The organism is Mesorhizobium sp. (genome assembly GCF_965229135.1).
In the GTDB taxonomy this organism is placed as follows: Bacteria; Pseudomonadota; Alphaproteobacteria; order Rhizobiales; family Rhizobiaceae; genus Mesorhizobium.
The window spans coordinates 2745703-2757878 of sequence record NZ_OZ245860.1; the positions used below are offsets into that span (position 1 = coordinate 2745703).

The window sequence follows — 12176 nt, forward strand, 5'->3', positions numbered from 1 at the left end:
TCCCAAGCCCTTGACCGATCCACGGCGTCAGCGTGGCAACTCGGTCGCCGTGATACTCTGGAAACGAAAACGGGCGCGACCTTACGGCGCGCCCGCTTCTATTACCCTGTCAGACCGATCAAGCGGCGTTTTCTTCGCCTTCGGCCTTCTTGTCGCGGGCGAGTTCCTTGCCGGTGGCCTGGTCGACGACCTTCATCGACAGACGGACCTTGCCGCGCTCATCGAAGCCCATCAGCTTGACCCAGACCTTGTCGCCTTCCTTGACGACGTCGGAGGTCTTGGCGACTCGGTCGTTGGCAAGCTGCGAGATGTGGACGAGGCCGTCACGCGGACCGAAGAAGTTGACGAACGCGCCGAAATCGGCGGTCTTGACGACGGTGCCTTCGTAGATCTCGCCCACTTCCGGCTCGGCGACGATGGTGTGGATCCACTTCTTGGCCGCCTCGATTTCCTTGGCATTCGACGAAGCGATCTTGACCGTGCCGTCGTCCTCGATGTTGATCTTGGCGCCGGTCTTTTCCACGATCTCGCGGATGACCTTGCCGCCCGAGCCGATCACGTCGCGGATCTTGTCGGTGGGGATGTGCATGACCTCGATGCGCGGCGCGAACTCGCCGAGTTCGGGGCGGGCGCCGGTCAGGGCATATGCCATTTCGCCGAGGATGTGCTGGCGGCCTTCCTTGGCCTGGTCCAGCGCGATCTTCATGATCTCCTCGGTGATGCCCTCGATCTTGATGTCCATCTGCAGCGAGGTGATGCCGTTGGCGGTGCCGGCTACCTTGAAGTCCATGTCGCCGAGGTGGTCTTCGTCTCCCAGGATGTCGGAGAGGACCGCGAAGCGCTCGCCTTCCTTGATCAGGCCCATGGCAATACCGGCAACGGGCTTTGCCAGCGGAACGCCGGCATCCATCAGCGCTAGCGAAGTGCCGCAGACGGTGGCCATCGAGGAGGAACCGTTGGACTCGGTTATCTCCGAGACGACGCGAAGCGTGTAGGGGAACTGGTCAGCGCTCGGCAGCATCGGGCGGATGGCGCGCCAGGCGAGCTTGCCGTGGCCGATTTCGCGGCGGCCGGGCGAACCCATGCGGCCGGTCTCACCGACGGAATAGGGAGGGAAGTTGTAGTGAAGGAGGAACTTCTCCTTGTACATGCCGGTCAATGAATCGACATACTGTTCGTCTTCGCCGGTGCCCAGCGTGGCAACGACCAGCGCCTGGGTCTCGCCGCGGGTGAACAAGGCCGAACCGTGGGTGCGCGGCAGGACGCCGACTTCGGAAACGATCTTGCGGACCGTCTTCAGGTCGCGGCCGTCGATGCGCGAGCCGGTATCGAGGATGTTCCAGCGCACGACCTTGGCCTGCAGTTCCTTGAACACCGTGCCGATCTGCTCGGAGGTATATTTGGACTCTTCGCCTTCGGCCGGAGCAAAGGCGGCCTTGACCTTCGCCTTGACGGCGTCGACGGCGGCATAGCGCTTCTGCTTGTCGGTGATCTTGTAGGCATCGCGAAGTTCGCCTTCGACGATCTTCAGCATCTCGGCTTCCAGCACCGAATAGTCCGGCGCGGTGAAATCGCGCGGGTCCTTGGCGGCGACTTCGGCGAGCTTGATGATCGCGTCGATGACCGGCTGGAAACCCTTGTGGCCGAACATCACGGCGCCGAGCATCAGCTCTTCGCCAAGTTCCTTGGCCTCGGACTCAACCATCAGCACGGCGTCGGCGGTGCCGGCGACGACGAGGTCGAGCTTGGATTCCTGCATCTCGTCGATGTGCGGGTTGAGCACGTATTCGCCGTTGATGTAGCCGACGCGAGCACCGCCGACGGGACCCATGAACGGAACGCCAGACAGCGTGAGCGCGGCCGAGGTGGCGACGATCGACAGGATGTCCGGATCGTTCTCGAGATCATGCTGCACGACGGTGACGACGATCTGGGTGTCGTTCTTGTAGCCATCGGCGAAAAGCGGGCGGATCGGGCGGTCGATCAGGCGGGAAACCAGTGTTTCCTTCTCGCTCGGACGGCCTTCACGCTTGAAATAGCCGCCCGGGATCTTGCCGGCGGCATAGGTCTTTTCCTGGTAGTTGACGGTCAGCGGGAAGAAATCGAGGCCTGGCTTCGGCTCCTTCATCGACACGACGGTGGCGAGGACCTTGGTCTCGCCGTAAGTGGCGAGCACGGCGCCGTCAGCCTGGCGGGCGATCTTGCCGGTTTCCAGGATGAGCGGACGGCCGCCCCATTCGATTTCCACTTTGTGATGATTGAACATATCTTGTCCTTTGTATGAGGAAAGGGCCGCGCCGTTTCACCGTGCGCGGATGCCCTTCCCCCTGGCTTCCTTTGCGGACCAGCCACGGGCAAGACAACGGGAAGCTCGAAAAGTCCGGCGCGGTGGCCACGCGAGCGTCCTGCAATCCTGCCCCATGACTGTCCATGGGCGGTGCCGATGCGGCCCTGTGCCGCCTCGGAACCGAATTGCCGATCGATGCGATCGGTCTTGCGCGTGATCTCGAAAACCTCGGTCCTCGGACGCAATCACACGCAAATTCAAATTCCCGGAGCAACCCTTGCTGTCCCATCGGACGGGCGGTGCTCCATTCCTTCATTCGTGCATTGGCTTGTCTGAAGGTCGCGACGCGGCTTTTCTGCCCGGCACTCCAATGCGCGACCGGCGGGCCCTCCGAAGAGAGCCCGCCGGTCAATTCGTCAGCGGCGCAGACCGAGCTTCTCGATCAGCGTCTGGTAGCGCGCGTCATCCTTGCGCTTGAGATAGTCAAGCAGGCTGCGGCGCTGGGAGACGAGAGCGAGCAGACCACGGCGGGAATGGTTATCCTTCTTGTGGTCCTTGAAGTGGTCGGTCAGGTTCTTGATGCGCTCGGAAAGGATGGCCACCTGGACTTCCGGAGACCCGGTATCGCCCTTGGCGGTAGCGAATTCACCCATCAATTCTTTTTTGCGCTCGGCAGTAATCGACATCGTGTTTTTCCTTATCTGTTTGAGGAAACGGGACGCCCTCAGCCGGGATGTCGTCCAGCAGGGGCCGGTGCAAGCAGAGCGTCAAGGCGCTATGCTGCGGCGCATATAGTGCAATTCCCCAGAAAACACCAGCCCAATTCACAAGCCGGCTTCGCTGGCGGTTTCGGCTCCCAGGAGCCGACGATCAGCCTCCCGCTAGAGCCATTTCTTCCATCGGAAAAAGGCTATGAGCCCCATCGCCACCAGCAACATGAAGAACAGGGCCGCCGGGTAGCCGTAATAGGACTTCAGTTCCGGCATGTTCCAGGGCGAGGATGAGGGATCGAAGTTCATGCCCCAGACACCGACGAGGAATGTCAGCGGCATGAAGATCACCGAGACGATCGTCAGATAGCTGATGACATCGTTGGTGCGGGCCTGGCTCAGCGACAGATGCATCTCGATCAGGCCTGTCAGCATGTCGCGCTGGGTTTCGACCAGTTCGATCAAGCGCAACGAATGATCCAGCGTGTCGTTCAGGAAGACCTTGGTCTCGGCCTTCACAAAGGGCACGTCGTTGCGGATGAGCGTCGCCAGCGCGTCGCGCATCGGCCACAGCACGCCCTTCAGCACATTGGCGTCGCGCCGCAACTCGTGCAGCTGCCGCATATGATGCTTGTGTGGCGTGTGCAGCATCTCATCCTCGATGCCGTCGACAATGTCGCCGACAGCCTCGATCGGCGGGAAATAGCTGTCGACGATGGCGTCGATCAGCGCATAGGCGAGATAATCGGCGCCGCGTGCGCGCAACCGGTTCGGCGCCGAACTCTCGATCCGCTTGCGCACAGGGTCGAACGGATCGCCCTCACGCTCCTGGAAGGTGACGACAAAATTCTTGCCGAGGAAGACAGCGATCTGCTCGTAGCGGTGCGCGCTGACGTCGTCGATCATCCTGACGACGACGAAGGCGTGGTCCTCGAAGAAGTCGACCTTCGGCCGCTGGCCGGTGTTGACGACGTCTTCCAGCGCCAGCGGGTGCAGGCTGAAGATACGGCCGATCTCCTCGATCAGCGGAATGTTGGCGAGGCCGGTGCAATCAAGCCAGATCACCGGCCATTTGTCGCAATTGGCAGTGACGTAGTCGATACTGGCGTTTTCGATCGTCTTGAACTTCGTCGGCGAGATCAAGGTCAGCCGCAGTTCGGTACGCCGCGCCGCCGGGTCGGCGATCAGCGTGCCCGGCGAAGCGCCGACCGGCGGTCGCCGCGTTTTTACGGGCGCCCGCTTCCTCGCCATTTCGGTCCTCGCCATCTGTTCCTCACGTCCAATGCGCTCGACCTTAGCAAATGACCCGGGAAACAGGAATCAGTTCGGCGAAAGCGATCGTACGTGGATTCAAGGCGTTAGGGGGTGGTTAGCCGGCAAAAACCCGCTTTGGCTTGAACATGCCTTGCTCGATGGCGCCGATAGCCACCAGCTTGCCGCGTGCCGTGGCACAGGCTTCCTCGGCCTCGACCGGCGCATCACGACCACGGATGATCACCGGATTGCCAAGACGGATCTTGGTCGCGGCATCATCGCTGATCGCAACCTGCGGCAGGCAGTCGAGTGCGGCGGATGTATCGACCAGCAACGCATCGATGGCGCTGAAGTCTACCGGCACATCCACAGCGTCATCGGCATCGGCCGATTCCGCGGGCTCATCGCTTTGCACACCGAAACGGGCGGCCTCGAGTTCGGCCAGAGTGACGAAATCCTCCGCTGTGAACGGGTCGACCTCGACCCGGCGCAGTTCCGAGATATGACCGAAGCAGCCGAGGTCGCGGCCCATGTCGCGTGCCAGCGAGCGCACATAGGTGCCCTTGCCGCATTCGATCTCGAAAAGGGTTCGGTCGGCGCCGTGCTCGACAATGTCCAGGCGGCCGATCTCTACCTCGCGTGCCGGGATGTCGACCGTCTCGCCTTCGCGGGCAAGGTCATAGGCACGTTCGCCGGCGATCTTGATGGCCGAGAACTGTGGTGGAGTCTGCATGATGACACCGGTGTATTTTGGCAGAAGCGCGCGTACATCCACCTCGGAGGGGCGTTGCTCGGAACTTTTGGTCACCGGCCCCTCGAGGTCGTCGGTCGAACGCTCCTCGCCCCAGGCCACCGTGAAGCGATAGATCTTGGCGCCGTCCTGCACGTAAGGCACGGTCTTGGTGGCCTCGCCAAGCGCGATCGGCAGCATGCCGGACGCCAGGGGGTCGAGCGTGCCGGCATGGCCGGCCTTGTCCGCCTGGAACAGCCATTTGATCTTGGCAACGGCTTCGGTCGAGCCCATGCCAACCGGCTTGTCCAACACCAGCCAGCCCGAAATCGGCCGACCCTTCTTCTTGCCGCGGCGCCCCACTATTCAGTGTCCTTGTCGTCGTCCTCGGTGAGATCGCGCGCAACTTCGGGCGATTTCAGCAAGGTGTTGATCTTGGCGAAATTATCGAACGAGGTGTCCAGCTTGAAGCGGAACTCAGGCATGAACTTCATCTGCCGGAGCGCGCCGGAGACGCGGCCGCGCACGAATTTCGCGTGTTTGTTGAGCGCCGCCACCACGGCATCGGTATCCTTGGCGCCGAGCGGCGAAACGAAGGCGGTTGCGACCTTCAGGTCGGGCGACATGCGCACTTCCGAGACCGAAACCACCGTGTTCTCGATCAGCGGGTCGATGATCTCGCCGCGCTGCAGGGTCTCGGACAAGGCGTGGCGCACCTGTTCGGCGACGCGCAGCATGCGCTGGGATGGGCTTGACGTGGTTGGACGGGGCATTTTTCTCAATCCTGAAAGCGTGAGGCGCGGGATGGGACCGCGCCGCATGTCTCATATGTTTTGGGCGGCGGTCTCTCGACCACCGCCCGGTCTCAGCAAGACACTCGAACTCAGAGCGTACGGGTTACCATCTCGACGCGGAAGCATTCGATGATGTCGCCGACGCGCATGTCTTCGTAGTTCTGGAAGGCCATGCCGCACTCCTGGCCGCCCGGGACTTCCGAAACTTCGTCCTTGAAGCGCTTCAGCGTCTTCAGTGTGCCTTCGTGGATGACCACGTTGTCGCGGATCAGGCGCACGCCAGCGCCACGTTCGACCTTGCCTTCGGTTACACGGCAGCCGGCGATCTTGCCGACCTTGGTGATGTCGAAGATTTCGAGGATCTGCGCATTGCCGATGAAGGTCTCGCGACGCTCCGGCGACAACAGGCCCGACAAGGCGGCCTTCACGTCATCCACCAGATTGTAGATGATGGAGTAGTAGCGGATTTCGATGCCCGCCGCGGCGGCGGCCGCACGCGCCTGTGCATTGGCGCGAACGTTGAAACCGATGATCGCGGCGCCCGACGTCTCCGCCAGCGACACGTCGCTCTCGGTGATGCCGCCGGCGCCGGCATGGACGATGCGCGCACGCACTTCGTCCGTGCCGAGCTTGTCCAGGGCCGCGTTGATCGCCTCGATCGAACCCTGCACGTCGCCCTTGATGACCAGCGGGAATTCCTTCAGCCCGCTTGTCTGCAACTGCGACATCATCTGTTCGAGCGAGCCGCGCTGGCCCGCATGCTTGGCAACAGCCTTCTCACGTGCCAGACGCTGGCGATATTCCGTGATCTCGCGAGCGCGGGCCTCGTTGTTGACGACGGCGAAACGATCGCCTGCCTGCGGCGTGCCCTGAAGACCGAGCACCTCGACCGGCATCGCCGGCGGCGCTTCCTTGACCTGCCCGCCACGATCGTTGACCAGCGCGCGCACCCGGCCCCACTCGTTGCCAGCAACGAGGATGTCGCCGGGCATGAGCGTACCGGTCTGCACCAGGACGGTGGCGACCGGGCCACGGCCCTTGTCGAGTTGGGCCTCGATGACGACACCTTCGGCGGTGCGGTCAGGATTGGCCTTGAGGTCGAGGATTTCGGCCTGCAGCAGGATCGCCTCGAGCAGCTTGTCGATATTGGTGCCCTTGGTTGCCGACACTTCGACGTCCAGCACCTCGCCGCCCATGGATTCGACGAACACTTCGTGACGCAGCAGTTCCGAGCGCACCTTCTGCGGATCGGCATCATGCTTGTCGATCTTGTTGATCGCCACGATGATTGGAACGCCGGCAGCCTTGGCGTGGCTGATCGACTCGATCGTCTGCGGCATCACGCTGTCATCGGCCGCCACCACCAGGATGGCGATGTCGGTTGCCTGGGCGCCACGTGCACGCATTGCCGTGAAGGCGGCGTGGCCGGGCGTGTCGATGAAGGTGATCTTGTGACCGTTCTTCTCGACCTGATAGGCGCCGATATGCTGGGTGATGCCGCCGGCCTCGCCGGAGACGACATTGGCATTGCGGATGGCGTCGAGCAGCGAGGTCTTGCCGTGATCGACGTGACCCATGATCGTGACCACCGGCGGACGCGACACCAGATCTTCCGGGCGGTCGGCGATGTTGAACAGGCCTTCCTCGATGTCGGACTCGGCGACGCGGCGAACCGTATGGCCGAATTCGGTGGCGACCAGCTCGGCCGTGTCGGCGTCGATAACGTCGCCCGGCTTGAGGATCTGGCCCTGCTTCATGAAAAACTTGACCAGGTCGACGGCGCGCTCGGACATGCGCTGCGCCAGTTCCTGGATGGTGATGGTCTCTGGCAGGATCACTTCGCGCATGACTTTCTCGCGCGGCTCATTATGCATCGCGCGCTTGAATTTTTCCTGGCGGCGACGCATCGAGGACAGCGAACGGGCCCGCGCGTCCTCATCGGACAAAGCGGAATTCAGCGTCAGCTTGCCACGGCGGCGGTCTTCCTCGCTCTTGGTCGGCTTGGCCGGACGCGCCACTTCGGGCGTGACCAGACGGCGCACCGGTGCACCGGCCACAGCCCGCTTCGGCTTGACCTCTTCTTCGTCGTCGACGATTGCCAGTTCCGCTGCCTGCGGCGCGCGGCGGCGTGCTTCTTCCTCGGCGCGGCGGCGGGACTCGGCCTCGGTCTGGAGGCGCGCCTCTTCCTCTGCCTGACGGCGTGCGGATTCCTCGCGTTCACGCTTGCGGCGTTCTTCGTCCTCGGCGCGGCGCTTGGCATCCTCGGCCGCACGCTGACGATCCTCGACCTCGCGAACTTTCGAGCCTTCGAGCGCCCTGCGGCGCGCTTCCATTTCACTGCGCGACAGCTCGTTCAGCACCATGCCGCCACGCTCAACCGGCCTTGATGGCGGCGGAGGAGGAGGAGGCGCCTTGGGCACTTCCTGCACGACGACGGGCGCCGGCGTGGGGGCCGGCGCTGGCACTGGCGCAGGCGCGGGCGCGACCGGTGGCTTCGGCGTGAAGACGGACACAGGCGCGGCAGCAGCCGGCTCGGGCTTGTCGCCGGGCATCGAGAACTTGCGCTTCTTGGTCTCGACCACGACCGCCTTCGTGCGGCCATGCGAGAAGTTCTGGCGCACGGTGCCCTGTTCCATACCGGGGCGCTTCAGCGTCAAGGTCTTCTTCGGTGTAACGCTCAACGTCTTATCGTCGCCCGATTTCGTATCGCTCATTCCATATCCTCTGCGGCATCATCTTCGTCAGCAACAGCCGCAATCATTGCAAGATCGTCCGGGGTACCGCCCCGATATCGGTCGAGCGCAACCATGCGCTTCAGGACCGCCCTGCCCGCGTCTCCCGCGAGAACGGCAGCATGTATCACATTTGTACCCCCCAATGCCAAGCTCAACTCGGCCTCGGAGAAAAGTTTGTAAGCAAGCGTTGCAGGTCCGCCGAGATGGACGGTTGCCCGTCGCGCCTGGCTGATCTTGCGCACCCCATCATCGGACGCCTCGGCCGCATGCAGCACGAAGAGCGCCAGCCCGCCACGCACCGCGCTCTCGACCTTGGTGGCGCCAAGCGAAATCGCGCCTGCCTTGCGGGCAAGGCCAAGCATGCCCAAAGCGGATCTGGAAAGCAGCCCGTCGACCATGCCGCCAAGATCTGGCGGTACGGTCACCTGCGCCTTGAATGCGCGAGCGAACAGGTTCTTCGCCGCCGCCTTCTCGATATGTAGGCGGTCGGCGGTCACCCAGCAACCACGGCCGGGGAGGTTTCTCTTGAGATCGGGAACGACGACCGAATCCGGGCCGACGACGAAACGGATCAGTTCATCCGGTTCGGCTTGTCGGCGCGTGACGATGCAGGTGCGATCGTTCATCTCGTCCAGGGGCGGGTTCGGTGCGATGCGGTTTCACCTCACGCACCAACGGCTTCGTCAGCCGAAACGTCTTCGGCCGCAAGCTCGTCTTCTGTGATCCAGCCCGCCTTGAGGCGGGCAGCCAGAACCATCTGCTCGGCATCGGCACGCGCTACGCCGTGACTGGCCAGCACACCCGGATAGACTTTGGTCTCGCCGTCCTTGCGTTCCTTCCAGCCTGTCAGGTCGTCAGCCGCATAGCCGGCGAAATCCTCGATAGTCTTCACGCCGTCCTCGCCGAGCGTCACCATCATGGCGGTGGTGATGCCGGGAATTTCACGCAGCTCGTCCGTGACGCCCAGCGCCTTGCGCTTGTCGTCATGCTCGGCCTCGATCTTCTCCAGATACTCGCGGGCGCGGGTCTGGATTTCCGAAGCGGTGTCCTCGTCGAAGCCATCGATCGAGGCGATTTCGCTCGAATCGACATAGGCAACTTCCTCGACGCTGGTGAAGCCTTCGGAGGCCAGGACCTGGCCGACCATCTCGTCGACGTCGAGGGCTTCCATGAACAGCGACGAGCGTTCGACGAATTCCTTCTGGCGACGTTCGGATTCCTCGGCCTCGGTCAGGATGTCGATATCCCAGCCGGTCAGCTGCGAGGCGAGACGCACGTTCTGGCCTCGGCGGCCGATGGCCAGCGACAGCTGGTCGTCGGGAACCACGACTTCGATGCGCTCGGCGTCCTCATCGAGCACGACCTTGGCGACTTCCGCCGGCTGCAGCGCATTGACGATGAAGGAGGCGGCCGAAGGCGACCAAGGAATGATGTCGATCTTTTCGCCCTGCAGTTCGCCGACAACCGCCTGGACGCGGCTGCCGCGCATACCGACGCAGGCACCGACCGGGTCGATCGAGCTATCCCGCGAGATAACGGCGATCTTGGCGCGCGAGCCCGGGTCACGAGCGACCGACTTGATCTCGATGATGCCGTCGTAGATTTCCGGCACTTCCATGGTGAACAGCTTGGCCATGAACTGCGGATGGGTACGCGACAGGAATATCTGCGGACCGCGCTGTTCGCGGCGCACGTCATAGACGTAAGCACGGACGCGATCGCCATATTTGTAGTTTTCGCGCGGGATCAGTTCGTCGCGGCGGATGATCGCCTCGCCGCGGCCGAGATCGACAATGACGTTGCCGTATTCGACGCGCTTGACGGTGCCGTTGACGATTTCGCCGATGCGGTCCTTGTATTCGTCATACTGGCGGTCGCGCTCAGCTTCGCGCACCTTCTGGACAATGACCTGCTTGGCCGACTGGGCCGCGATACGGCCGAAGTCCATCGGCGGCAGCTGTTCGGCGATGAAGTCGCCGAGCTGGGCGTCCGGATTACGCTCGCGGGCCGAGGAAATGGCGATCTGCGTGGCGTAGTCGTCAACCTTCTCGACCACTTCCATCAGCCGCTGCAGCTTCATTTCGCCGGTGTTGGCGTTGATGTCGGCGCGAATATTGGTTTCCTGGCCGTAACGCGAGCGCGCGGCCTTCTGGATCGCATCGGCCATGGCGGCGATGACGATCGACTTGTCGATCGACTTTTCACGCGCGACAGCGTCGGCGATCTGCAGCAATTCAAGCCTGTTGGCGCTTACAACCATCATATTTCTCCCGAGCTTGTTGCCGAGCCTTCATGCCCGGCAGCCCAATCAAATTTCCTGTTCGGCTTCGTCTTCCGCACCCTCGGGTGCATCGTCAGGTTCGCCGCGGCGTTTCTTCGCCTCCTTGCGTTCCCTGTTGTCCTTCGACAGCGCGTCTCGGATCAAATCGTCGGTCAGGATCAGCCTGACGTCGGCGATCGCATCGTAAGGCACACGCACCGTCGGTTCCTGGCCATAGGCGGCGACGTCGCGCTCGATCAGCACATCGTCTTCACCGGCTTCGGCGATCTTGCCCTTGAACCGCTTGCGGTCGGCTACGAGAACCGACGTTTCCATCTTCACCAGATGTCCCGTCCAAGTCACGAAATCCGACTTGCGGACCAGCGGCCGATCGATGCCAGGCGACGACACTTCGAGATGATAGGCCTTTTCAATCGGATCATCGACGTCGAGGGCCGGCGACACGGCACGGCTGACCTCTTCGCAATCCTCGACCGTCATGGTGCCGTCTTCGCGCTCGGCCATGATCTGCAATGTCAGGCCGTTCTGCCCGGACAGATGCACCCGCACGAGGCGGAAGCCGATGCCGCGCAGAACCGGCTGAACGATCAGCGCGATGCGTGCATCGATGCCGCTCTCGCGGATGATGCGGTCGTCGCCGTCGATGGTCGTTGCAGTCATTCGATCCCTGTCGCTCGATTCGATACTGATCGGCAGGTAATAAAAAAGAGCGGGACCGGGTGGACCCACTCTTCGTCATACCGACCAAGAATTTGAAGCCGATATAGACGAATATGACCTCCCTTTCAAGCCCTCGGCCAGAGACACCACAGGTTCGGCCAACCGATCATGCAAGACGTGCATGGCAAGCATGCATCCGCGGCCTCTACCGCTTTGCCTTGCGATACCTAGCTACAGGCCAGATTTCCACCCAAAGAGGACGATGAGATGAACAACCATAGATCCTTTGGCCGTATCGGCGACCTCGTGCGCGCCTTCGGCAGCGCCGTCGCCGCGGCAGCCGCTGTCGAACGCGGTCACCGCCCGAAGAATCATGATCTCTCAAAGCTCGGCATCAACCCCGAGCATTTCGACAACACCCGGCGCTTATAGAGCCTGTTCCATTCCGATGGAATCGAGATGGGGCTCTATCTGTTTGTTTGAGCATGATCTCTGGACAAACGGGAACCGTTCGTCCGAGAAAACCGGATTCCACTTTTCGGGATCATGCTCTAGACGCGGGCAATCCCAAGGGCCGCGTCAAACCGTCTGAGAAATCTCGATGAGGTCAACCGAGCCGAGCTTGCCTGCGCCCCACGGCGGCGTTCGTCACGCGGAACCAGGCGATCTGGGCTTCGAAGGCGTAAGCGGGCGAACCTCGCCTGCTCGTTCGGACCTCGCTCCCC

10 protein-coding genes are annotated in these 12176 nt (G+C 62.5%); 1 reads left to right on the forward strand and 9 read right to left on the reverse strand.

Annotated elements, in window-relative coordinates; genetic code table 11:
• Window positions 1-118: 118 nt before the first annotated feature.
• From pnp to rimP, 9 genes are all read right to left on the reverse strand, one after another.
• Window positions 119-2266, reverse strand: coding sequence for a polyribonucleotide nucleotidyltransferase (pnp, locus tag ACO07C_RS13110; RefSeq protein ID WP_421914583.1), 2148 nt, complete (start codon window positions 2264-2266; stop codon window positions 119-121).
• A gap of 437 nt (window positions 2267-2703) precedes the next feature.
• A complete protein-coding gene (gene rpsO / locus ACO07C_RS13115) occupies window positions 2704-2973 on the reverse strand; it encodes a 30S ribosomal protein S15 (RefSeq protein ID WP_006337962.1) in 270 nt (89 codons plus the stop codon).
• Between the two features lie 195 nt (window positions 2974-3168).
• Window positions 3169-4263 carry a magnesium/cobalt transporter CorA gene (corA, locus tag ACO07C_RS13120; RefSeq protein WP_421914585.1) on the reverse strand — a complete coding sequence of 365 codons (1095 nt, stop codon included), beginning with the start codon at window positions 4261-4263 and terminating at the stop codon, window positions 3169-3171.
• A 103-nt stretch (window positions 4264-4366) separates the two neighbouring features.
• A complete protein-coding gene (truB, locus tag ACO07C_RS13125; RefSeq protein WP_421914586.1) occupies window positions 4367-5344 on the reverse strand; it encodes a tRNA pseudouridine(55) synthase TruB in 978 nt (325 codons plus the stop codon).
• On the reverse strand, window positions 5344-5754 hold the full coding sequence (rbfA, locus tag ACO07C_RS13130) for a 30S ribosome-binding factor RbfA (RefSeq protein WP_421914587.1): 411 nt from the start codon (window positions 5752-5754) through the stop codon (window positions 5344-5346). Before rbfA ends, truB begins: the two co-directional genes overlap by 1 nt.
• Window positions 5755-5864: 110 nt before the next feature.
• Window positions 5865-8489 (reverse strand): translation initiation factor IF-2, encoded by a 2625-nt coding sequence (gene infB, locus ACO07C_RS13135; RefSeq protein WP_421914588.1) that lies wholly within the window; start codon window positions 8487-8489, stop codon window positions 5865-5867.
• A complete protein-coding gene (locus tag ACO07C_RS13140; RefSeq protein ID WP_421914589.1) occupies window positions 8486-9136 on the reverse strand; it encodes an RNA-binding protein in 651 nt (216 codons plus the stop codon). The genes infB and ACO07C_RS13140 overlap by 4 nt, the downstream gene beginning before the upstream one ends.
• A 38-nt stretch (window positions 9137-9174) precedes the next feature.
• A complete protein-coding gene (nusA, locus tag ACO07C_RS13145) occupies window positions 9175-10770 on the reverse strand; it encodes a transcription termination factor NusA (protein ID WP_421914590.1) in 1596 nt (531 codons plus the stop codon).
• Window positions 10771-10818: 48 nt separating this feature from the next.
• Window positions 10819-11451 (reverse strand): ribosome maturation factor RimP, encoded by a 633-nt coding sequence (gene rimP / locus ACO07C_RS13150; RefSeq protein ID WP_421914591.1) that lies wholly within the window; start codon window positions 11449-11451, stop codon window positions 10819-10821.
• A gap of 267 nt (window positions 11452-11718) precedes the next feature.
• On the opposite strand from rimP, the gene ACO07C_RS13155 reads away from it, so the two are divergent.
• Window positions 11719-11883, forward strand: a complete 165-nt coding sequence (locus ACO07C_RS13155; protein WP_421914592.1) for a hypothetical protein — start codon at window positions 11719-11721, stop codon at window positions 11881-11883.
• Window positions 11884-12176: the final 293 nt, after the last annotated feature.

What these genes read in the sequence shown, in the direction of transcription:
- nusA (WP_421914590.1), bottom strand. Translation starts at nt 10,770, where the DNA reads ATGGTTGTAAGCGCCAACAGGCTTGAATTGCTGCAGATCGCCGACGCT.
- pnp (WP_421914583.1), bottom strand. Translation starts at nt 2,266, where the DNA reads ATGTTCAATCATCACAAAGTGGAAATCGAATGGGGCGGCCGTCCGCTC.
- infB (WP_421914588.1), bottom strand. Translation starts at nt 8,489, where the DNA reads ATGAGCGATACGAAATCGGGCGACGATAAGACGTTGAGCGTTACACCG.
- rimP (WP_421914591.1), bottom strand. Translation starts at nt 11,451, where the DNA reads ATGACTGCAACGACCATCGACGGCGACGACCGCATCATCCGCGAGAGC.
- corA (WP_421914585.1), bottom strand. Translation starts at nt 4,263, where the DNA reads ATGGCGAGGACCGAAATGGCGAGGAAGCGGGCGCCCGTAAAAACGCGG.
- rbfA (WP_421914587.1), bottom strand. Translation starts at nt 5,754, where the DNA reads ATGCCCCGTCCAACCACGTCAAGCCCATCCCAGCGCATGCTGCGCGTC.
- rpsO (WP_006337962.1), bottom strand. Translation starts at nt 2,973, where the DNA reads ATGTCGATTACTGCCGAGCGCAAAAAAGAATTGATGGGTGAATTCGCT.
- ACO07C_RS13140 (WP_421914589.1), bottom strand. Translation starts at nt 9,136, where the DNA reads ATGAACGATCGCACCTGCATCGTCACGCGCCGACAAGCCGAACCGGAT.
- ACO07C_RS13155 (WP_421914592.1), top strand. Translation starts at nt 11,719, where the DNA reads ATGAACAACCATAGATCCTTTGGCCGTATCGGCGACCTCGTGCGCGCC.